Below are 22,166 nucleotides of genomic sequence, written 5' to 3'. Positions count from 1 at the left end.
CGGGAAGGGGCGCGAGGTGTCAGTGCCTCATGACCGCTTCCCACGCAGCAAAAGGTCGAAATCCTTCCGCACCTTTTGCGACGTCTCCTTGAGGTGCGCTTCCAGCACCCCGAAATCCGGCAGATCGGTTGCTGCCAGAAGAAGGTCGGCCAGACCGGGCGGCACATCGTTCTTGTCGAAGGCGCTGGTGAGGCACAACCTGATCATCTGGGTAACCGACAAATAGAGCGAATATGCGTCGCAGAGCTCGCGCGTCGTGGTCGCATCGGCATAGTCGGGCGCCAGCCGCGCCAGCGTCTCGGCGGTGCCCGGCGTGCGTTCGGCACCGGTGAGGCGGCCGGTGATCGTCGCCACCTGCGCGATGAATTCGAGATCGATCAACCCGCCCGGAATGAGCTTGATGTCCCACAGATCGTGCGCCGGCTTCTCCTCTTCGATCAGCTTGCGCATTTCGCCGGCATCGGCACGCACCTTGGCGGCATCCCGCGGCAAAGCCAGGATCGCGGCCACTTCCGCTTCGAGCTCCGCTCCCAGCGAGGCATCGCCGGCGATGGCGCGGGCGCGGGTCAGCGCCATCTGTTCCCAGGTCCAGGCCTCCTGGCGCTGGTATTTGCGGAACGAACCGACATGGGTCGCCACCGGCCCCTTATTGCCGGACGGGCGTAACCTGAGGTCGAGTTCATAGAGCACACCCTCGGCTGTCGGCGCCGAGACGGCGGCGATCAGGCGCTGTGTCATGCGCGCAAAGTAGTGCGACGGCGCCAGCGGCCGCTCGCCATCGGAATCCTCGGCATCCTCGTCGTGATCGTAGAGCAGGATCAGGTCGACATCGGAGCCGGCGGTCAGTTCGCGGCTGCCGAGTTTGCCCATGCCGAGCAAAGCGACGCGCCCGCCGGCGATGCGGCCATGACGTTGCGCGAATTCGGCGCTGACCGCTTCGAGTGCCGCGCCGATGGTGAGGTCGGCGAGGTCGGAGAAGGCGCGGCCGGCGCGCGTGGCGTCGATGGAGCCGGCCAGCAGGCGCACCCCGATCAGGAATTTCTGCTCGGCGGCGAAGATGCGCAACCGGTCGAGCACGTCCTCATAAGCGCGGTCACCATCGATGAAGGCGGCAAGCCGGGCAGACAAATAGGCGCGGTTCGGCAGTTCGGTCAAAAGTGCAGGATCGAGCAGCCCGTCGAACACATGTGGACGGCGCGTGATGATGGCAGCCAGCCGCGGTGCCGCGCCCATGATGGTCGCCATCAGCCGCAGCAGGCCGGGATTGGACTGCAGCAGCGAGAAAAGCTGGATGCCGGCGGGCAGGCCGGAGAGAAACTCGTCGAAGCGCATCAACGCCTCGTCGGCGCGGCGCGTCTTGCCGAAGGCTTCGAGTAGCGCCGGCGTCAGTTCGGTCAACCGCTCACGCGCTTCGGCCGAGCGCGTCACCCTGTAGCGGCCGAAATGCCAGGTGCGGATGACGCGGCAAATGTCGCTCGGGCGCTGGAAGCCCAGGCGATGCAAGGTCTGCAAGGTGTCGGGGTCGTCGACATCGCCGGTGAAGACGAGGTTGCCGACGCCGGCCGAAAGCTCCGGCGCCGCCTCGAACAAAGCGGCGTAATGACCCTCGACCTGTAGCAACGCGGCGCGAAAGGCTGCGGCGAAGGTCTCGGCGTCCTTGTAAGCCAGCATGCGGGCGATGCGCTCCAGCCCCTCGTCGTCCTCCGGCAGCATATGGGTCTGTTCGTCGGCCACCATCTGCACGGCGTGCTCGACCCGGCGCAGGAACCAGTACTGGTTGGCCAGCACGTCGCGCGCCTCGGCGGTGATCCAGTTGCGCCCGGCCAGTTCGCCCAGCATCGGCACGGTCTCGCGACCGCGCAGTTCCGGAAAACGGCCGCCAGCGATCAGCTGCTGGGTCTGCACGAAGAATTCTATCTCGCGGATGCCACCGCGGCCGAGCTTGACGTTGTGGCCCTTCACGGCCACCTCGCCATGGCCCTTATGCGCATGGATCTGGCGTTTGATCGAATGGACATCGGCGATCGCCGCGTAATCCATGTATTTGCGCCAGACATAGGGCTGCAGTTCCTTGAGGAAGGCTTCGCCGGCCGCAATGTCGCCGGCAACCGGCCGCGCCTTGATCATGGCGGCGCGTTCCCAGTTCTGGCCCCTGCCCTCGTAATAATTGAGCGCCGCCTCGACCGGGATGGCCAGCGGCGTCGAGCCCGGATCAGGACGCAGCCTGAGATCGGTGCGGAAGACATAACCGTGTTCGGTACGGTCCTGCAGGATGCGGACAAGGCGGCGGGTGAGCCGCGAAAACAGTTCCGTGGCGTCCAGCGGATCGATCACCGCCGGCGCGAAGGGGTCGAAGAAAACAACCAGATCGATATCGGACGAGAAATTCAACTCGTTGGCGCCGAGCTTGCCCATGCCGAGCAGGACCCAGCCGGATTTCAGCGTCGGGTTCTCGGGATCGACCAGCTTCAGCTTGCCCTGCCCATGCGCGTCGCGCAGCAGGAAATCGACCGCAGCGCGGATCGAGGCATCGGCCAGGCTGGAAAGGCGGCGAACGGTGAGCACCGTTTCAGAGACGCCGGCGAGCTCGGCAAGCGCGATCAGGAAATGCGCCTCCGCCTTGAACTGGCGAAGCTCCATCATCAGGCTCTGTTCCGAAACGCCCTCGGCACGGGGAGCCATAGCAATCGCCTGCCCGATCGCCGCGAGCCGCTCCTCGACGGTTTCATCGAACAGCGCGTCGAGTATCTGCGGCCGCCGCCGGGCGAGATCGCGCAGGAAGGGAGAAAGGTCGAAAACGGCGGCAAGGAAATCCTGCACAGGCCCCTTGGCGGACAGGAACCGGGCGAGACGCGGCAGCTCGTCCTCGGCTGCAGCGGCGGCAACGTCGGCCAGCTCGTCTTGCGCGTGCCGGGCATCCAGCGGCGAAAGCCGCGCCTTCGGCTCCAACCGCCACAATGCCTTGGTCTTTTCCTTGCCCGCCGCGACTGCCATCATTCCGTCTCTCCCCTAGAAACCTTCCCGCGCGGGAAAGCTCATGACGACGCATAGTCCGGGATCGGCGGGTTTAAGATCAAGGGTGCCCTTGTGGAATTTCATGATTGCCTTGGCGAGACTGAGCCCCAGCCCCGAGCCCGGCTGCGAACGGCTCTTCTCAAGACGCACGAAACGCTCGGTGGCCCGCGCCCGGTCGGCGTCGTCCGGTATGCCCTGGCCGTTGTCGGCCACTGACAGCATGATCTTGCCGGCGACGCGTTCGAGCGAAACCTTGACGACCGGCTTGGCGGTCGCGTCGGTCGAATATTTGATGGCGTTGTCAACGATGTTCGATAATGCCTGCCCGACGAGCTCGCGATTGCCGTCGACCAGATAGGGTCCGGTCAGCCCTGCCTCGATCATCACGCCGGCCTCCTCCGCCACGGGCTCGTAGAGCTCGACGACGTCGCGCACGGCGGCGGCGAGATCGACCTGCGTGACGTTCTCGGACGAATAACCCGCCTCCAGCCTGGAGATCATCAGGATGGCGTTGAAGGTTTTGATGAGCTGGTCGGACTCGGTGATCGTGCCCTCCAGCGCCGCCTTGTAGTCGGCGGCGCTGTGTTTGCCGGACAGCACGGCCTCGGCCCGGTTGCGCAGCCTGGTCAGCGGTGTCTTGAGGTCATGGGCGATGTTGTCGGAGACCTGCTTCAGCCCTTCGTTGAGCGTGGCGATGCGGGCCAGCATGGCGTTGAGGTTTTCCGACAAGCGGTCGAACTCGTCGCCGGCACCGGTAACCGGCAGGCGGCCGGTGAGGTCGCCGCCCATGATGCGCCGGCTCGCCTCCGAGACGTTGTCGATGCGTTTTAGTGCGGCATGGCCGACGAAGAACCAGATCGCCAGGCCACCCAGCCCCATCATGCCGAGCGTCAGCATGAGCGCGCGCCGCACGACGGAGCGGAACTGCTCCGGCTCGCCCATGTCGCGGCCGACCAAAAGAATCATCTGGTTGGGCAGGCGCACCACCAGCGCAATGGCGTTGTGCCCCTTGCTCTGCTTGGCCTGGGCAGCAGGATGGCTGCTGTCACCCGCCGCCTGCGACTGCTCACCACCGGTCTCGCCGTAGCGTTCGTAGGAGAACGGCAATTCGGTCCAGCCTTCGCGGGCAATCACGCCGGGTTCGATGCTCTGGACGTTGCCGGTCAGGATCTGTCCGTTCGGATCGGCGATCATGTAGAGATTGGCGCCCGGCGCCCGCGAGCGTCGCTCCACGGTGCGCACCAGGAAAGGCAGGCCGCCGCGCTGATAGGCGCGGGCAAGGCCCAGCGCTTCCTCGTTGATGGTCTCCTGCGTCTGCGAGGTCAGCATGCGCGCCGACAGCGAGGTCATGTAGAAGACCAGAAGCATGGCGCAGAGCGCGAACAGCAACAGATACAGCGCGGAGAGCCGCGCCGCCGTCGTCCTCATGATGGCCGGTAAGGTCAGCGCCATAGGCAGCTAGCCGCTCTTCAGCATGTAGCCGGCGCCGCGGATGGTGTGCAGGATGGGCTTCTCGAAACCCTTTTCGATCTTGCCGCGCAGCCGCGACACATGCACGTCGATGACATTGGTCTGCGGATCAAAATGATAGTCCCAGACATTTTCCAGGAGCATGGTGCGCGTCACCACCTGGCCGGCATGGCGCATCAGATATTCAAGCAGCCGAAACTCGCGCGGCTGCAGCACGATTTCCTTGCCCGCTCGCTTGACGGAATGGGACAGACGGTCGAGCTCGAGATCGCCGGTGCGATAGACCGTCTCGGTCTCCTTCGCGCCGGCGCGGCGGTTCAGCACCTCGACGCGGGCGAGCAGTTCGGAAAAGGCGTAGGGCTTGGTCAGATAGTCGTCGCCGCCGGCGCGCAGACCGGTGACACGATCGTCGACCTCGCCGAGCGCGGAAAGGATGAGGACCGGGGTGGCATTGCCGCGCGAGCGCAAGCCGGCGATCACCGACAGCCCGTCGCGGCGCGGCAACAGGCGATCCACCACCATGACGTCGTATTCGCCGGAATCGGCGAGCGCAAAACCGGTCTCGCCGTCGCCGGCGACATGGGCGGTATGACCCGCCTCGGTGAACGCCTTCTCCAGATAGTCGGCGGCCTCCCGATCATCCTCGATGATGAGAATCTTCATGGGATCGTTATACGCAATTTCGGACGCTCTGGCGGCAGTCATTGCAACATCCCTAAAGTTTTGCGGCAGCGGGCGACGAGGCCCGCTGCCGCCGAGGTCGGACACCGAAGACTGACAGACTGTTCCGACCAGGTTTCCTTTGCGGCGATCCGGGGGTGTGGAAACCGCCGCATCGGAAAACGGAAGACTATCAGCCCTTGGCGACCGGCAAGGTGATGAAGCGGTTGTTGTCGTTGCGGGTGATCTGCACCAGCACCTGCTTGCGGCCGGCCTTCTGGGCGTCGGTCATCGCCTTGCTGATGTCGGACGCCGCGGTGACTTCCTGCGAGTTGATCGCGGTGATCACGTCGCCGGCCTGGATGCCACGGTCGGCGGCATCGCTGTCGGGATCGACCTCGGTGACAACCAGACCCTTGCCGTCCTCGGACTTGGTGACGGTAAGACCGAGGTCGGTCAGCGAATTGTGGTCCTTGGCCGGCGCCGACTGCTGTTCGGCCGAGGCCATCTTGTCGTTCTTCGGCAGGGTGCCGAGATCGACCTTGATGGACTGTTCCTTGCCGCCGCGCCAGACGGTGACGTCGACGGACTTGCCGGGCTGGTAGTTGCCGATGGTGCGGGCCAGATCCTTGGTCGTCTCGACCGACTTGCCGTCGACCTGGGTGATGACGTCGCCGGCAACGATGCCCGCCTTCTTGGCCGGGCTGTTGTCCTGCGAACCAGCGACCAGCGCGCCCTTTTCACCCTTCAGGCCGAGCGATTCGGCGATGTCGGAGGTGACCGGCTGGATTTCGACGCCGAGCCATCCGCGCTCGATCGATCCGCCCTTCATCAGAACCTGCACCACATTCTTGGCGGTGGAGGCCGGAATGTCGAAAGCGATGCCGACGCTGCCGCCCGAGGGCGAGAAGATGGCGGTGTTGATGCCGACCACCTGGCCGTTGAGGTCGAAGGTCGGGCCACCCGAGTTGCCGCGGTTGACCGGGGCGTCGATCTGGATGAAGTCGTCATACGGGCCGGCGCCGATGTCGCGGCCACGGGCCGAGACGATGCCGGCGGTCACGGTGCCGCCGAGGCCGAACGGGTTGCCGACGGCCACGACCCAGTCGCCGACGCGGGTCTTGGCATCGTCGGCGAAGTCGACATAGGTGAATTTCTGTCCGCCGCCGTCGACCTTGAGCACGGCGAGGTCGGTGCGCGGGTCGGTTCCGACCAGCTTGGCGTCAAGCTCCTTGCCGTCCTTCATGACGACGGTGAAGGCGCTGCCGCCATCGACAACATGGTTGTTGGTGACGATGTAGCCGTCTTCGGAAATGAAGAAGCCGGAGCCCTGCGCCACCGGGCGCGGTTCGCGATTGGGGTTATCGCGGTGCTGGAAGCGGCGGCCGCCCTGGCCGTCGGGACCGCGGAATTCCTTGAAGAAGCGCTTCAGCTGCGGGTTGTCCTGGAAGAAGTCCGGACCGTCGAACGGGCTCGCCTGGCCGTCGTCTGCAGCGGGCTGAACCTTGGCCTTGACCTGAACGGAGACGACCGCCGGCGAGACCTTCTCGACGAGGTCGGCAAAACCCGCAACCTGGGGAGCCTGGACGCGCACGGCCTCGGCCATCACGGGGGCGGTGCCGGTGGTCACGGCGACGAAGCCGATCGCGCCGGCGATGGCCACGGAAGCAGCGGCAGCAGTCAGGCGCGAGCGGGTGCGGGAGGAAATGGGGGAAGCAGTCATCGGTCTGTTGTCCTTTTGCACGCAGGTGCCAAAAGCACCCTTCGAACAAAAGGAATAAGATCGCCGACATTACGGCGCCATTTCCGGTGCATGAAATTTTGGTAATCTTGGGCGGTTGCCCGACGCTTCAATCCTGCTTCAGGATGGCGTCCAGCCTGGCCTTTTCTTCGTCGGACAGGGCTGCGGTCTCGGGCGCTTTGCGGCGGCGCGCGGCGCGCACCATGAAGGCGCCGCCGACGACCAGCAGCAGCACCGGCGCCCCCCACAGCAAGGCGTTGCGCCATTCGAAACGGGGTTTCAGAAGGACGAACTCGCCGTAGCGCGACACGACATAATCGATCACCTGCCCGTCGCTGTCGCCCGCCTTCAGCCGGTCGCGCACCAGGATGCGCAGGTCGCGCGCGAGGTCCGCGTCGGATTCGTCGATCGACTGGTTCTGGCAGACCATGCAGCGCAGGCCGGACGACAACGCACGGGCGCGAGCCTCGAGCGCGGGATCGGACAGAACCTCGTCCGGCTTCACCGCAAGGGCAGTGCCGGATGCCAGAACGCCGAGCACCAGCACGCATGCCGCCAGCGAACGAACGATGCCGGCCACGGGCTTCACGACAGACTTCCGGCAGGCACGGTCTTGGCCTTGCGTTTGGCAGGCGCGCCGACGCGCAGGCGGCGGTCGGCCAGCGACACGGTGCCGCCCGCCATCATCACCACCCCGCCCAGCCAGATCAGCGTCACCAGCGGTTTCCACCAGATGCGCACGACAACCGAGCCGTCCGCAGCCTCATCGCCCAGCGAGATGTAGAGCTGGTTGAAGCCGATCGTCTTGATGCCGGACTCGGTAGTCGGCATCTGGCGCGCCGGGTAGAATCGCTTGGCCGAGCTGATTTCGCCCGTCACCTGGCCGTTCGCGCCGATGAGTTCGAAGCGGGCGCGATCCTCGCTGTAGTTCGGTCCCTTCATCGGCATCAGGCCGTCGAAGTGCACGACACGGCCGGCGATCTCGACGGTCTCCTGCGGACGCATCGTCAGAATATGCTCGCTGCCGAACCCCAGTGTGCCGACAATACCGATCAGCGTGATGCCGAGGCCGGCATGGGCGAGCGCCGTGCCGAACACCGAACGGGGCAGGCCGGCAAAGCGGCGCAGCATGATCGGGAATGTCACCGAACCGAAGCCGGATTTGGCGGCGAGATCGGTCAGCGCGCCCATGATGAGCCAGAAGGACAGGCCGGCGCCGAGCGCGGCAAGGGCGGAACTGCCGTCGATGAAAACGAGCGTGACAATCGCTGCCAGCAGCGCCGCGCCAAAGGCGGCCATCAAACGCTGGGCGGCGGCCAGAATATCGCCGCGCTTCCAGGCCAGCAGCGGGCCGAACGGCACCAACAACAGCAGCGGCAGCATCAAAAGGCCGAAGGTCAGGTTGAAGAACGGTGCGCCGACCGAGATTTTGTCGCCGGTAAGCGCCTCCAGCCCCAACGGATAGAGCGTGCCGACCAGGACGGTGGCCGCCGCCGTGGTCAGGAACAAATTGTTGAGAACCAGCGCGCCCTCGCGCGAAATCGGCTGGAACAGCCCGCCGGCCGTCAGCGAAGCGGCGCGCAGGGCAAACAGCGCCAGAGACCCGCCGATAAAGAACAAAAGGATGCACAGGATGAAGACGCCGCGCGAAGGGTCGGTGGCGAAGGCATGCACGGAGGTGAGCACGCCCGAACGCACCAGGAAGGTGCCCAGCAACGACAGCGAGAAGGTGAGGATAGCGAGCAGCAGCGTCCAGATTTTCAGCGCCGAACGCTTTTCCATCACGATGGCCGAATGCAGCAGCGCCGTGCCGGCCAGCCACGGCATGAAGGAAGCGTTCTCGACCGGGTCCCAGAACCAGAAACCACCCCAGCCCAGTTCGTAATAGGCCCAGTAAGAGCCCATGGCGATGCCGCCGGTCAGGAAAATCCAGGCGACCAGCGTCCACGGCCGCACCCAGCGCGCCCAGGCGGCATCGATGCGTCCGTCGATCAGCGCGGCGACCGAGAAGGAGAAGCAGATCGAGAAGCCGACATAGCCGAGATAGAGCAGCGGCGGATGAATGGCGAGGCCGAGATCCTGCAGGATAGGATTGAGATCGCGCCCTTCCACCGGCGCCGGCGACAGCCGCGCGAAGGGATTGGACGTGGTCAGGATGAACAGGAAAAAGGCGGTGCCGATCGAACCCTGCACGGCAAGCACATTGGCTTTCAGCGTCGCCGGCAGATTGCTTCCGAAGGCCGCGACCAGCGCGCCGAAGAAGGTGAGGATGAGCACCCACAAAAGCATGGAGCCTTCGTGATTGCCCCAGCTTCCGGTGATCTTGTAGATCATCGGCTGCAGGGAATGCGAATTCTCCCAGACATTGACCACCGAGAAATCGGAACCGGCATAGGCCGACACCAATGCGGCGAAAGACAGCGCGGTCAGCGCGAAGCCGGTGATCGCGGTCGGACCGCCTACGGCCATCATGCGCTCATTGCCGGCGCGAGCGCCCACCAGCGGCACCACGGTCTGCACCAGCGCCAGCGCGAAGGCGAGTACGAGGGCGAAGTGACCGATCTCAACCATGGCGGCGTCCGCTATTCACTCTTCGTCTCCTGCCACACGCCCTTGGCCTTCAGCCCGTCGGCGACTTCCTTGGGCATGTAGCGCTCGTCGTGCTTGGCCAGCACGCTGTCGGCCACGAAAGTGCCATCCGGACCAAACGCGCCTTCGGTGATGACGCCCTGCTCCTCGCGAAACAGGTCGGGCAGGATGCCGGTATAGGTGACCTTGACCGAATTGTGCGTGTCGGTCACCGCGAAGGAAACCGTCGTCCCCTGCCCGCGCAGGATCGTGCCCTTCTCCACCAGCCCGCCCAGCCGGATGCGCTGGCCGGGCGCCAGATTGGCGGCGGCGATATCGGCAGGCATGTAGAAATAGGACGCCTTCTGACCGAGCGCATAGAAGGTCAAGCCGGCGGCCAGCGCCAGGAAACCCAGCCCCGCCACGATCACCGACAGCCTTTTCTGCTTGCGTGTCATGATCCCGTTTCGCCCCTACTCTGTCGCCGTCAGGCCGAGCGTGCCGGCAAAGGCGGTGAATTGCTTGGCCTCCGGGCTGTCGGCACCGAACACGGCAATGCCACGGCGCAGCGCGGCACGCGCCTCGTCGGGCTTGCGCAACACGGCATAAGAACGAATGAGGCGCATCCACCCTTCCGCGTCGCGTGGATTCTGCTTCAGTTTTTCATCGAGGCCGGCAACCATGGTCTCGATCATCGCGCTGCGGTCCTCGTCGGAAAGCGAGGAGGCTGCGGCCACTTGGTCCTCGCTCGGCCCTGCGGCCGGCCGCGAACCTTCAGCGGCCAGCGCCTGGCCGACGGCGCGACGCCACGGCGAATCCTGAGGCAGCGATGCCTGCATCTTCTGCAGCATGGCCACGGCCTCGGGCTTGCGACCCTCCTGCGACAGCGCCAATGCGAGATAGAAATTCGCCTTGGGGTTGGCGGGCTCAAGCTTGAGGGCTGCCTCAAACACCGCCTGTGCCTCGGCGGAGACGACCCCGCCGGCGCCATTGACCATGGCTTCGCCAAGTCCGGCCTGGCGCGCAGCCGTTTCGCCTGCCAAGCGAATGGCATTGCGGTAGGCGGTGACGGCATCGGGGAAACGACCGATCCTGAGATAGATCGGGGCCAGAACGTCCCAGCCACGGCCATCCGACGGGTTCTTCGTCAGATGCGCCTCGGCGCGCGCGACAAGTTCGTCCACCGAACTGTCGGCCGGGTTCTTCGCCAGCCGCTCGGCGAGCGGTTGGGACGGCAGATCGGGCGAACCGATACGGCTGTAGATGCCCCAACTCAACAGCGGCACGGCCAGCACGGCGGCCATCGACAACAGCCCCGCCAGCTTCGGCATCGTACCAGGCGCGGCGGCCGCCGTCTCGCCAGTTCCCAGCCGAATGATGCGGCGGGCGATTTCGGCGCGCGCCTGCTCGGCCTCGACCGGCTGGATCAGCCCGCGGGCGAGATCGCGGTCGAGTTCGGAAAGCTGGTCGCGGTAGACTTCGAGGTCATGGGCGTCCTGCGAATCCCGCTCCTTCGCGCTCCCCGCGAGGGGCAGCAGCACCGCCAGGCTCGCACCCAGCGTCAGCACCGCGGCTATGACCCAAAACAGCATGGAACTTCCAATAGCGGTCCGGCTTCGTCCTGCCAACACAAGCGTCCTGCGACGCTTTGACAGAATTACGGCCGGCCGCACTTGATCGAGCGCAAACGCTCAATCGAAATCGGACATTCGAAGCAGTTCGAGCGCCTTCACCGCAAATCAAATTGTCGGAGCGTCCTTTTGCGCGTCCAAAAAGGAGGCGCGGCGCTCCAACGTCAGGTCAGCGGCGTCCACGACCCGTCGGTGTTGCGGCAAGCCGTGCCACGGGCGATCTGGCCGTTGCCGCCCGAATAGACGGTGTGGCGATACTGGCGGCAGTCCTGCGAGCCGACGCGATAGGGCTGCGCGGCAACCACTTCGCCATAGCGCCCTCCCTGGTCGCTCTTCCAGGTGACCGTCTGGCCGCTGGCGGTGTATTCGAGCGCCTTGTATTCGGCCTCCAGCGCCTTGCGCTTGTCGGCCGCGGTCAAGCCGGAGCCGATATTGCCACCGATCAGGCCGTCACCCAGTTCCTCGAGCACGGTCGATGTGACCGAACCGCTGTCCTTGCCGGCTTTCGGCGCGGTGTCCGAACCATTGCCGGTCAACCCGGTCGTGGCGCAGCCGGTCAGCAGCAACATTCCGGCAACGAAGCCAATGCGAATCGTCATTCTCTCAAAAGTCCCCTCTTCGCCACGCACTGGGCGACGGTCGCGGCGATAGTGCCGATATTGGGCTGAAATTGGGCCGCATGCCAATCCCATAACTCTGTTCCTCACCGGACACTTCGCAGGCGCACAATCGCCTTGAGCCCACCGAGGTCCGAACGTTCCAGCGCGAGGCTGCCGCCATATTCGTTGACGAGGTCGGCGACGATGGCCAGACCAAGCCCCGTCCCGGGCTTGGTTTCATCGAGGCGTTTGCCGCGCTGCAAGGCATCGCGCGCCTTGTCTTCCGGGATTCCGGGGCCATCATCCTCGATGAGTATTTCGAACGGTTCGCCGCCTTCGCCACCCGTTGCCAATGGCCGGACCGTGACCCTGGCCGCGCCATTCGCCCACTTCATCGCATTCTCCAGAAGGTTACCCAAAACCTCCTCGAGATCCTCGCGCTCGCCGGCAAAAATAATGCCCTCCGGCGGCAGTGATAGCGACAGCGCGACGTTGGGATTGAGCTTCTGCATCACCCGCACCATGCGCTCGGCCAGTGGCGCCACCGGGGTGCGGTAGACGACGCTGTCGCGCTGCGCGGCGATGCGGGCGCGCTGCAAATAGTGCTCGACCTGTTTCTGCATCGAGGCCGCCTGGCCGGCGATCAGCTCGCCTTTCGGCCCGCCCAGCGCGCGGCCCTCGTTCAGCATCACGGCAAGCGGCGTCTTCAGCGAATGGGCGAGATTGCCGACCTGCGTGCGCGAACGTTCGACGATGCGTTTGTTGTTCTCGATGAGCGCGTTGGTTTCGTCGGCCAGCGGCTCGATTTCGGACGGAAAACGGCCGTCGAGCCGCTTCGCCGTGCCTTCCCGTACCATGGCAAGGGCGGCGCGCACGCGCCGCAGCGGCTGCAGGCCGAACAGGATGGCAATGGCGTTGATGGCGATCATGCCAACGCCGAACAGCGACAGGTAGGTGAGCAGCCGGCGCTGGAAAGAGCCAATCTCTTCTTCCAGTTCGCTCTTGTTGCCCATGACGCGGAAGCGGGCGATGTGGTTCTTCGAATCGAGCACGAATTCGCTCTCGAAGATTTGCAATTCCTCGCCTTTCAGCCCGTGAGCAGCGTAGCTGCGCTGGAAGCTGGAATTGAACGGGACGTCGCTGATGCTCGGCGAGGGAATTGCCTGCACCATGGAGGACGAACGCAGATGGCCGCCGACGCCGTCCGACGCAGGCTCCACCGACCAGTACCAACCCGAAAACGGTTCGGAAAAGCGCAGGTCGCCGAGATCCGGCGCGCCGATCAAAACGCCCTTGTCGGAAATGCCGACCGAGCCGATCAGGTTGAAGAGATGGGCTGAAAGCAGGCTGTCGAAGCCGCGTTCGCTGGCCTGGCGATAGAGCGTCGTGATCAGGGTGAAGATGACGACCAGCGTCAGCACGGCCCACATCGAGGAAAAGGCCACGACGCGAAAGGTCAGCGAGCGCAGCCAGAACCGCAGCGGCGCTCTCGTCTTGACCCGTTTGGTGGGAAGCGGTTCCGCTTTACGCCTCCGGTTCACGCATGCGGTAGCCCATGCCGCGCACGGTCTCGATCATGTCGACGCCCATCTTCTTGCGAAGCCGGCCGACAAACACTTCGATCGTGTTGGAATCGCGGTCGAAATCCTGATCGTAGAGATGCTCGACCAGTTCGGTGCGCGACACCACCTCGCCCATGTGGTGCATCAAGTAGGCAAGCAGGCGAAACTCGTGCGAGGTGAGCTTCAGCGGCACGCCGTCGACATCGGCTTTCGAAGCCTTGGTGTCGAGGCGCAGGGGACCGCAGGTCAGTTCCGACGAGGCATGGCCGGCGGCCCGGCGGATCAGTGCGCGCACCCTGGCCAGCACTTCCTCGATGTGGAACGGCTTGGTGACATAATCGTCGGCGCCGGCGTCGATGCCGGAAACCTTGTCGCTCCAGCGGTCGCGCGCCGTCAGTATCAGCACCGGCATCTTGCGGCCATCGCGGCGCCAGCGCTCGACCACGCTGATGCCGTCCATCTGCGGCAGGCCGATATCGAGCACGACCGCGTCATAGGGCTCGGTGTCGCCGAGATAATGCCCTTCCTCGCCGTCATAGGCGCGGTCGACCACATAGCCGGCATCGACGAGTGAATCGGCCAACTGCCGGTTCAACTCCTTGTCGTCCTCTACCACCAATACGCGCATCGTGCCTCGTGTCGTTGCTTTCGGTTGCTGAGATATAAGCCGATTCCGGCGGTAAGACGACCGCTCAGCCCTGCGGCACCACCACTTCGGCCCGGCGCGGGCGTTCGCCTTCCTTGCCTGGCACGAGGATGACGACCACGCAAACCGGCTGCCCGCCACGCGTTGACGGCGAGGCTTTGGCGAGCGTGCCGCCGTTCTGCGCCGCGACCTCTTGGCCGATGGCGTAGCAATCGGACGCCACCGTCAAAACCTGGCTGGGGCTGTCGAGAGGGGTGATCGGAAGCGCCCCTGCCGGCGGCACTGCAAACAGCCCGCTGGCGCCGAGCGCCAGCACAATCGACCGGAGATTGGAACGAAAGCTTTTCATGGTGCCCTTACTAGCGCACCGGGGCTGAACACGAAATGAACACCGGCGGCTGCGTCCCCTTTGACCTCGCACCATCGCGGCCGGATGGCGAGTTGCAGGAAGCTTAACCTATGCGGTCGGTGGCGGACAACCGGCCAAACAGGGCCACCAGCCCGGCGATCGCGCCGACGCCTTGCAGCAAGGCGTCGGTCAGCGCCGTTTCGTCGACCTGTTCAGGCGAAGCGCCAGCCAGTCCGGCGGCGCCGGTCAGGATGGTCACCAGCGCCGCCCAGATGGTGCGGGAAAGATACCAGGGTTTCATCGTTTTCATCTTCGTTCCTTTCGACGGAAAGTAGAGCTCTCAGGCAATGGAGAGGCGCTTGGAGACCGGTACGCCCCAACCTGCGGTGACGCTGAACTGCCGCACCGTGACATCGATCGCGGCAGGCGGCGCGGTGAAGTCGGCAACGATCATGGCCGCCTCGTAGAGCCAACGCGGTTCCGCGGTGACGACCGTACGCACCGGCATGCCGCCAGGCGCCGCAATCTCGACGCGATATTGTTCGACGGCTTCGCCGAGCGGGATGTCGCTCGCATCCCAGCCATCGGCGTCAACACGGCCACGGCGGATCCAGGAAAACACCACGTCGGCGCCGGCTCGCCGTGCGCGCAGATGCACTGGCGCCAGTGGCAACGCAGCCCGCTGGCCGCCGACAGCCGTGCTCTCGGCAACATTGAGGCCGGAACCGTCCAGGCCGGTCGGCCCGACCCGCCAGTTCAGCACGAGGCCAACTTCGCTGGAGCGCAGGCCGGCCGGCACGACCGCGTCGTCCAGCAGGACAAAATCCGCGCCTTCGGCGGCGCCGGCGGCCATCGCGTCCGAGGTGCCGAGCTGGCCACGCAGCAGACCGGACAGTCGCCAGAGCTGCGGCTCGATTTCCGTGGCCTGCTGGAATTGCAGAACTTCCCACACCCCGACCGTCGACCGCACCGCCGCCGCGTTGGCGCCGTTGAGCATTTGCGCCACGCTGATGCTCTCGGCCTGGCGATCGAAAAGCTCGACGAAGATCGCCCCGGCACGGTCGATACGTCCCTCGAAACCGGGGGCGAGCGGGGCGGTCAAGCGGCCCAGAACCGCCGATTTCGCCACCATGGCGCGCGCGGTGAAACCGGTCGTCTCCGGCGATGCGGAGAGCGCCTGCGTCCGCCACGGCTTTTGCCAGACCGCAACACGAAGCTGGTCGTGCAGGCTGCCCTCGCCGACACCCGCCGGCAGATCGAGAAAGACCGCGTGCGGTCGTCCTGACACGATGACCGGCGGAACCGGCGGCCTCGGCACGACGCTGCGCCAGCGCGGCACCGCACCGCGCGCGATCTGCCTTGCCGAGACGCGGCACACCAGCCCATCCTCGACGCCCGTGACCAGGAATTCGGACGGATTTCCCGAGGCAGGCAGCGTCACCACGGCGCCGGGCGCAAGTGCGTCGTCGGGCATGGCCACCGAAAAGCCGATCGTCTCGCGCTCGTACCAGGTGCGGCGCAGCCAGTCCTCGGCCAGCGCCTGCCCCTGCCCCTTTTCGAGCACTCCGGAAAACGACTGCACCTGCTGGCGGGCGCCGGCCGCACCCTGCCGCGCGAAGCGTGCGGTTGCGGATTGGTAGTCCGAGAAAGGATCACGAAACGCCAGCAGCGCCTCGGCGGGCAGTTGCTGGTCGGGCACGCGCATGGTCTCGACCGCCGGACGGTCGTCGTCCAGCACCAGTTCTGTTACCGACACAGCGGCGCCAGCCTGGCCCGCCTGCCGGAACACCAGCCCGTCGGCCTGTTCGATCACTGTCAGGTCGAACAGATCGACCAACGGTTCGAGGCTTGCCCTCGCCGAGGACGGGTCGTCGACGACATAGCCATGCACGACGCCGTCGGCGCCGGAAACGTCGGCAGCCGGCAAGCCGTGATCGGCCAGGACGGCGTTGATCAGCGCGCCGAGGTCCGGGCTCGCCAATCGTCCGTTCAGCCAGTGTCCACGCTCCCAGTTGACGCCGTCCGACCACACATCGGCGCGCTGCGGAAAAGCCGGAAACGGCCGCGCGTCCCACGCCCACAGATAGATGCGCGACAGATCGAGCATACGCCCGCCATAGGCTGGCGAAACCGGGTTCCAGGCCTGCTGGAAGCCGGGCCCAGCCGCATCCCAATGCTGCAGATGGGCCTCGATGAACCGGCGCTGGGCGATGTCGGAGCGGCTGCCGTCGGAAAAATAGGGAGCGGCGCTCTCCACCGATTTGGGATCGGGAAAGACATTGGGCTGGTTCGGGCCCTTGTCGGTCGCCGGGCATCCAAGCTCGTCACACCACGCGGCTGAAAATTGCGGCCCGCGCAGGCTCTCCGGATCTTCCGAGGAGAACAGCTGCGCCACCGCGCCGCTCGGCCACAACAGCCGCCGGCGCGTCGGCTCGAAACGCGGCCGGTCCTCGCGGGCGATGGTGAGGATGCCGGAAGGCCCCTCCACCATCACCTCGCGCGCATCGCCCAGCGTTTCGCCCACCAGCGCGATGCGGTCGTAGCGATTGCCGAACTCGGCGAAGGGCGGCAGGCACCGCGCCAGCGCGGTCGCCCATTCGGCGCCCAGCCTGGTCTTGCCGGAACCGCGCCCGCCGGTGACCAGCCAGGTCGCCGGCGTCGGGCGCCCCACCGGATATTGCACGCCATGGGCGCTCAGAAACCACTCATGCCATGCCAGCTCGGCGCCCCGCAGGCCGACCTGGCTCGTCATCCAGTAACGATTGATCCGCGACCATTTCGGCCGCCATCCGGGTGGCAAGTTCGACAATGCGTTCATTGATGCGTCCAAGAACCTCCGCGAGGTCTTCATTGCGCTTGATCTGGCTTTCCCTGGCGATGCCGCCGGTGCGCAAAATCTCGGCGATGCGATCCAGCGCGCGGATGGCGGCCGTCAGCGCATCGAAGCGGGCCTTGTCGATGTTCTCATTGGCCAGCAGTGCGCTGCACAACGTCTCCACCCGCTCCAGCGCCTGCGCCGCGATGGCTTGCACGCGCTCAGCCGCGTCGGTGCTAGGTCGCCGCGCGTGTGCCCAGCCTTCGCGCTCGGCCTGTTTCTTCAGCGCCTGCAGCGAGCGGCCGGACGCATCGGCCAGAAGATCGAGCGTCACCCGTGCGCCTTCCGCCAGCGCGCGCAACGCCCGCTGTTTCGCGTTCGGTCTCGAACTCGGCATTGCTTTTCCTGAAAACGGTCGGAACCTGACGGTTACTCAAAGTGCGCCGGCAGCCGAACAACCATGCAGGTGCCGCGCGCCGGCATCGTCTGGTGCTGGTGCAGAGACCGGCAGGCTAGATATTAAGGGGAAATCGCCGGGGCGCCGCTGCGCCACCTACACTTTTCCGACGATAACCAAATCCTAGCAAAGCATCGTAACGGTGTCAAGGACTATTTTCCTATTTTTTGAAAATGGCCGTTCATCACCGTTTGTCGTCGTAAGCCCGCAATTGGCGGCGGCACTTCGAAACGGCCTGATGGTCGCGCGCTTCTGGCACGGCGATCTCCGTGACCTTCCTCACATTCAGTCGGGCGGTTTCCGTTGTATGGAAATCCCGCTTGGGGGAAGCGTCATGTCCAACATCGATATCCTGTTCGCCGTGGCCGGCACCGTCCTGGTCGTGCTGGCGATCATCCTGATCCTGAAGAAGCTGGAAGTTTCGGCCGGGCATTCGGCCATCATCGTCATCGGCGCGGCGCTGCTGGCGCTGCCCTATGTCGCCAATTTCGAATGGACCGGAAGCGGCATCAGGTTCACCACCCGGGACCAGGGCTCGCAACTGGCCGAGCAGATCGCCGCCAACAGCGCGCAACTGGCCAAGATCAACGCCGATATCGCGGGCGTCGCCGACGCGTTGAAATCGTCGAACGAGCGCATAGCGGCGATCGAGGCCAAGCAAGGCGGCAGCGCCACGCAACCGCCCGTCAAGCCAATCAATCCCGCCTTCTTCGACAGGCTTATCCAGGAAAACAACAACGCCAAGCTGTTGACCAACCGGCGCCTGCAGGACCTCGACATGCTGAAACAATCGCTGTCGGTTGGAAACTGATCAAATTCAGCGCTTAGCTGGTCGCTAATATCGTTTATCCCTAATGGTTTGCCTTTACCCTCCCTTCACCAATCGCGCGTCCAATGGCTGAGCCCTTGCCAGTGCCGCAGCAATCGACGAATAGTCGGCCCTGACCGCCGAGAGGGCGCCGTCCGCGTTCCCGTTTGCGCGGCGAACGCGTATAATCCGATCACCGCGCAACCATCCGAAGCCAGTAACCGTCCTCGATGAGCAATTCCCAGGAACCGCGCAAGAAAAGAGGCCCGATCGCCGCCTGGTTCCTGTCGTTGGATGCCTGGCTCGATTCCAGCCTCTACGAGTTGCGCTACCGGGCCGGCGAGTTCTGGGAAAGCGCCACCATCTTCTTCCGCCGCTTCAAGGTCAAAGGCTGGCGGCGCTGGCTGGTCGAGATCCTGTCGGAAGGCTTTACGCTCGGCACCGGCGGCGCCGTCGTCATGCTGGCGCTGGCGCTGCCGGCCTTCCAGGAAACCAAGGGCGACTGGCGCGCCCAGGGCGACTTCGCCGTCACCTTCCTCGACCGCTACGGCAACGAGATCGGCCAGCGCGGCATCATCCAGCGCGATTCCGTGCCGGTCGACCAGATGCCCGACCATGTCATCAAGGCTGTGCTGGCGACCGAGGACCGCCGCTTCTTCGACCACTACGGCATCGACGTCCTCGGCCTGATGCGCGCCATGACCGAGAACGTGCGCGCCAATTCGGTCGTCCAGGGCGGTTCCTCGATCACCCAGCAATTGGCCAAGAACCTGTTCCTCACCAACGAACGCACGCTGGAGCGCAAGGTCAAAGAAGCCTTCCTGTCGCTCTGGCTGGAAGCCAATCTTTCCAAGAAAGAGATCCTGCAGCTCTATCTCGACCGGTCCTACATGGGCGGCGGCACCTTCGGCATCGAGGCGGCGGCCGATTTCTATTTCGGCAAGAGCGTGAAGGACCTGACACTGGCGGAATCGGCGATGCTGGCCGGCCTGTTCAAGGCGCCGACCAAATACGCGCCGCACGTCAACCTGCCGGCGGCGCGCGCCCGCGCCAACGTCGTGCTCAACAACATGGTCGAAAGCGGCTTCATGTCGGAAGGCCAGGTGCTGCAGGCAAGGCTGCATCCGGCCAATGTCGTCGACCGCGGCGAGCGCAAGAGCCCGGACTATTTCCTCGACTGGGCCTTCGACGAGGTCAAGCGCATCGCACCCAAGGGCACGCATTCGCTGGTCGCCCACACCACGTTCGACGCCAACATCCAGGACGCCGCCGAGGAATCTGTCGAGTTCCACCTGCGCCAATACGGCAAGGACTATCGCGTCACCGAAGGTGCGGTCGTGGTCATCGAGACCAATGGTGCCGTGCGCTCCATCGTCGGCGGCCGCGACTACGGCGCCAGCCAGTTCAACCGCGCCACCAAGGCGCTGCGCCAGACCGGCTCGTCGTTCAAGCCCTATGTCTATGCGACCGCTATGGAGCATGGTTTCACGCCGGAATCGGTGATTTCGAGCGCGTCGGTCAGCTGGGGCAACTGGACGCCCAAGAATTACAGCGGTGGTTTCGGCGGCAAGATCACGCTGCTCACCGCCTTCGTCAAATCCATCAACACCGTGCCGGTGCGGCTGGCCAAGGATTCGCTGTCGATCCCGCCGATCAAGAAGATGGCCGAGGACATGGGCGTGGAATCGCCGCTGGAATCGCACAAGACCATGGTGCTCGGCACCTCCGGCATGACGGTGATGGACCAGGCGACCGGCTATTCGGTCTTCGCCCAGAACGGCTTTGTCGGCACGCGCCACGGCATCACCCAGCTCGTCACTCACACCGGCCAGGTCGTCTACGACTGGGCCAAGGACGCGCCGCCGCCGCGCCGCGTACTGTCGGAAAAGGCGCTGCATTCGATGAACTCGATGCTGGTGCAGGTGCCGGTCATCGGCACGGCCCGCCGCGCGGCATTGCCCAACATCGTTTCGGGCGGCAAGACCGGCACCACGCAGAGCTACCGCGACGCCTGGTATGTCGGTTTCACCGGCAACTACACGGCTGCGGTCTGGCTCGGCAATGACGACTTCCGCCCCACCAACAACATGACCGGCGGCTCGCTGCCTGCGATGATCTGGCAGCGGATGATGGTCTATGCGCACCAGAACATCGACCTGAAGCCGATCCCCGGCATCGACCAGCCCTTCGTCGACAAGACGGTGGCGGCCAAGACCGAGCCCGAGAAGAAGCCGGCAGCCGACGACCAGGCCAAGGTGGCCGCCGAGCGGCCGCCCGTTCTGTCCAGCCGCACCACGCAGACCCTGCGCACGCTCAGCAAGACCTTCGAGGATGCGCCGGTGCTCACCCCGCCTACCAAACCCGAAACGCTCTCGGCGCTGTGAAGCAGCCCACAGCCTTGCACCAGCCCCGCACCGCCGCTATGCCGGCCACCATGTCGCAATGATCCCCTGCCCTGACGAGCCTCCATGCTGAAGAACGCATTGCTGACGCTTCTGGCTCTCGCCATCGCCATCGGGTTGGGCGGCGGCAGCGTCTGGTACGCGCTCGATGCCCAGAGCGGCGGCGGCGCCATCCGCATCGGGCCGTGGACGGCCTTTCCCGATATCGGCACAGCGGAGGCCGATCCCTATTCGCAGGCGCGCGTGGCCCGCCAGGGCGCGCTGGCGCTTGGCCGCGCCGAGGGTCTTTCCTTCGTCGCCGAGGCCGATTCCAACGGCGAAAGCCTGCGGCGCGAATGCAGCTACACCATCGAAGGCAGTTTCCCGACGGCGCGGTTCTGGACCCTGCACGCCGCCGACCAGGCGCTTGACCCGATCGTGTCCGGCCGGCCGCGCCAGGCGGCGCTGCAGTCGCACGAGATCCTGCGCCAGGCCGACAATTCCACCGTCATTACGGTGGCCAGTAACGCGGCGCCCGGCAACTGGCTTCCCGTCGCCGGCGCCGGTCCGCTGCGCTTCGTGCTCAATTTCTACGACACGCCGATTGCCGCCTCGACCGGGCTCTCCGACGTCAAGCTGCCGGCCATCCTGAGGATCGGCTGCGATGGCTAGGCTGTTCCACGCCATCCTGCTCGGCCTCGTCGGCGCGGCCATCGTACACATCGCCGTGCTTTTGCTGGTGCCGACGTTTTCCGAGCGCGACGCCTGGTCGAACCTGGCGATGAAGTCGGATTTCTACACCATGGCCCGGCTTGACGCGGATGCCGGCAGTCCGGCGCCGGTGAAGTCGATCGATCCGCAATTCTACGCCGCCGCCTGCCGCTTCGACCTCGCCGACGGCATGATACAGCTGACCGCGCCGGGCTCGGTGCCGTTCTGGTCGGTCTCGGTCTACGACCGCAACGGCCACAACATCTACAGCTTCAACGATCGCAGCGCGACAAACGGCCAGTTGGATGCGGTGGTGCTGACGCCGGCGCAGATGATCGAGGTGCGCAAGGCCCTGCCCGACGGGTTCCAGGGCTCGATCTTTGTCGAGGCGCCGATTGAGGAAGGCATCGTGGTGGTGCGCGCCTTCGTGCCGGATGAAAGCTGGAAGCCGGCGGTGGCGCGTTTCCTCGATCAGAGTTCCTGCGAATTGCAGCAATTCTGATCGGAAAGCGACTTACGCCGCCTCAGTGGCGCGGCTTCGACGACGGCGCGCCTTGCGTGCCCGTCTCGGCGCCCGATGCCGTTGCCGCACCTTCCTGCGGCCGCTCGTAGCGCACCCCTGGAAAGATGATGACGGACGCGGCCGTATCAACGCTTCGCGGAAGTCTGTTTGGTGCCGCGTTCCGCGGCTGGAAAGACAGTACCTGTCCCATGGTTCGCGCATTCCTCTCGGTTCGACCCAGAGCACAAACG

At 65.2% G+C, this 22,166-nt stretch carries 19 protein-coding genes; 4 read left to right on the top strand and 15 right to left on the bottom strand.

The window, feature by feature from the left end; translation table 11 throughout:
* Positions 1 to 27: 27 nt before the first annotated feature.
* The 15 genes from QFZ88_RS22630 to QFZ88_RS22560 form a co-directional block, all read right to left on the bottom strand.
* Positions 28 to 2,994 (bottom strand): bifunctional [glutamine synthetase] adenylyltransferase/[glutamine synthetase]-adenylyl-L-tyrosine phosphorylase, encoded by a 2,967-nt coding sequence (locus QFZ88_RS22630; RefSeq protein WP_137901063.1) that lies wholly within the window; start codon positions 2,992 to 2,994, stop codon positions 28 to 30.
* Positions 2,995 to 3,009: 15 nt separating this feature from the next.
* Positions 3,010 to 4,467 (bottom strand): sensor histidine kinase, encoded by a 1,458-nt coding sequence (locus QFZ88_RS22625; protein WP_024925482.1) that lies wholly within the window; start codon positions 4,465 to 4,467, stop codon positions 3,010 to 3,012.
* A gap of 6 nt (positions 4,468 to 4,473) precedes the next feature.
* Positions 4,474 to 5,148 carry a response regulator transcription factor gene (locus QFZ88_RS22620; protein ID WP_024925483.1) on the bottom strand — a complete coding sequence of 225 codons (675 nt, stop codon included), beginning with the start codon at positions 5,146 to 5,148 and terminating at the stop codon, positions 4,474 to 4,476.
* A 190-nt stretch (positions 5,149 to 5,338) separates the two neighbouring features.
* Entirely contained in the window at positions 5,339 to 6,868 is a 1,530-nt protein-coding gene (locus QFZ88_RS22615) for a Do family serine endopeptidase (RefSeq protein WP_024925484.1), read from the bottom strand.
* A 127-nt stretch (positions 6,869 to 6,995) separates the two neighbouring features.
* Positions 6,996 to 7,466, bottom strand: coding sequence for a cytochrome c-type biogenesis protein (locus QFZ88_RS22610; protein WP_373426409.1), 471 nt, complete (start codon positions 7,464 to 7,466; stop codon positions 6,996 to 6,998).
* A gap of 5 nt (positions 7,467 to 7,471) precedes the next feature.
* Positions 7,472 to 9,457 carry a heme lyase CcmF/NrfE family subunit gene (locus QFZ88_RS22605; protein ID WP_024925486.1) on the bottom strand — a complete coding sequence of 662 codons (1,986 nt, stop codon included), beginning with the start codon at positions 9,455 to 9,457 and terminating at the stop codon, positions 7,472 to 7,474.
* Positions 9,458 to 9,468: 11 nt separating this feature from the next.
* Positions 9,469 to 9,912, bottom strand: coding sequence for a cytochrome c maturation protein CcmE (ccmE, locus tag QFZ88_RS22600; RefSeq protein ID WP_024925487.1), 444 nt, complete (start codon positions 9,910 to 9,912; stop codon positions 9,469 to 9,471).
* A 15-nt stretch (positions 9,913 to 9,927) separates the two neighbouring features.
* The gene (gene ccmI / locus QFZ88_RS22595) at positions 9,928 to 11,046 is read right to left on the bottom strand and encodes a c-type cytochrome biogenesis protein CcmI (protein WP_024925488.1); all 1,119 of its coding nucleotides are present in this window, start codon (positions 11,044 to 11,046) and stop codon (positions 9,928 to 9,930) included.
* A 203-nt stretch (positions 11,047 to 11,249) separates the two neighbouring features.
* On the bottom strand, positions 11,250 to 11,684 hold the full coding sequence (locus QFZ88_RS22590) for a hypothetical protein (RefSeq protein ID WP_024925489.1): 435 nt from the start codon (positions 11,682 to 11,684) through the stop codon (positions 11,250 to 11,252).
* A gap of 104 nt (positions 11,685 to 11,788) precedes the next feature.
* Positions 11,789 to 13,225 (bottom strand): ATP-binding protein, encoded by a 1,437-nt coding sequence (locus tag QFZ88_RS22585; RefSeq protein WP_024925490.1) that lies wholly within the window; start codon positions 13,223 to 13,225, stop codon positions 11,789 to 11,791.
* On the bottom strand, positions 13,209 to 13,874 hold the full coding sequence (locus tag QFZ88_RS22580; protein WP_024925491.1) for a response regulator transcription factor: 666 nt from the start codon (positions 13,872 to 13,874) through the stop codon (positions 13,209 to 13,211). Before QFZ88_RS22580 ends, QFZ88_RS22585 begins: the two co-directional genes overlap by 17 nt.
* 64 nt (positions 13,875 to 13,938) lie before the next feature.
* Positions 13,939 to 14,241, bottom strand: a complete 303-nt coding sequence (locus tag QFZ88_RS22575; RefSeq protein WP_024925492.1) for a hypothetical protein — start codon at positions 14,239 to 14,241, stop codon at positions 13,939 to 13,941.
* 103 nt (positions 14,242 to 14,344) lie between these two features.
* Entirely contained in the window at positions 14,345 to 14,551 is a 207-nt protein-coding gene (locus QFZ88_RS22570; RefSeq protein ID WP_024925493.1) for a hypothetical protein, read from the bottom strand.
* Between the two features lie 30 nt (positions 14,552 to 14,581).
* Positions 14,582 to 16,993, bottom strand: coding sequence for a baseplate megatron protein TIM-barrel domain-containing protein (locus QFZ88_RS22565; RefSeq protein WP_024925494.1), 2,412 nt, complete (start codon positions 16,991 to 16,993; stop codon positions 14,582 to 14,584).
* Entirely contained in the window at positions 16,947 to 17,390 is a 444-nt protein-coding gene (locus tag QFZ88_RS22560; protein ID WP_137900964.1) for a hypothetical protein, read from the bottom strand. The genes QFZ88_RS22565 and QFZ88_RS22560 overlap by 47 nt, the downstream gene beginning before the upstream one ends.
* A 457-nt stretch (positions 17,391 to 17,847) precedes the next feature.
* Here QFZ88_RS22560 and QFZ88_RS22555 point away from each other — a divergent pair, with 457 nt between their 5' ends.
* The 4 genes from QFZ88_RS22555 (at position 17,848) to QFZ88_RS22540 (ending at position 21,915) form a co-directional block, all read left to right on the top strand.
* Positions 17,848 to 18,324 (top strand): hypothetical protein, encoded by a 477-nt coding sequence (locus tag QFZ88_RS22555; protein ID WP_024925496.1) that lies wholly within the window; start codon positions 17,848 to 17,850, stop codon positions 18,322 to 18,324.
* Positions 18,325 to 18,551: 227 nt separating this feature from the next.
* Positions 18,552 to 20,705, top strand: a complete 2,154-nt coding sequence (locus tag QFZ88_RS22550; RefSeq protein ID WP_024925497.1) for a transglycosylase domain-containing protein — start codon at positions 18,552 to 18,554, stop codon at positions 20,703 to 20,705.
* A gap of 84 nt (positions 20,706 to 20,789) precedes the next feature.
* The gene (locus QFZ88_RS22545) at positions 20,790 to 21,374 is read left to right on the top strand and encodes a DUF1214 domain-containing protein (protein ID WP_024925498.1); all 585 of its coding nucleotides are present in this window, start codon (positions 20,790 to 20,792) and stop codon (positions 21,372 to 21,374) included.
* Positions 21,367 to 21,915, top strand: coding sequence for a DUF1254 domain-containing protein (locus QFZ88_RS22540; protein ID WP_024925499.1), 549 nt, complete (start codon positions 21,367 to 21,369; stop codon positions 21,913 to 21,915). Before QFZ88_RS22545 ends, QFZ88_RS22540 begins: the two co-directional genes overlap by 8 nt.
* The last annotated feature ends 251 nt before the right edge of the window (positions 21,916 to 22,166 follow it).

It is taken from the genome of Mesorhizobium sp. YL-MeA3-2017, assembly GCF_030814575.1.
In the GTDB taxonomy this organism is placed as follows: Bacteria; Pseudomonadota; Alphaproteobacteria; order Rhizobiales; family Rhizobiaceae; genus Mesorhizobium; species Mesorhizobium terrae.
This window is presented reverse-complemented; position numbering and strand designations above follow the sequence as displayed.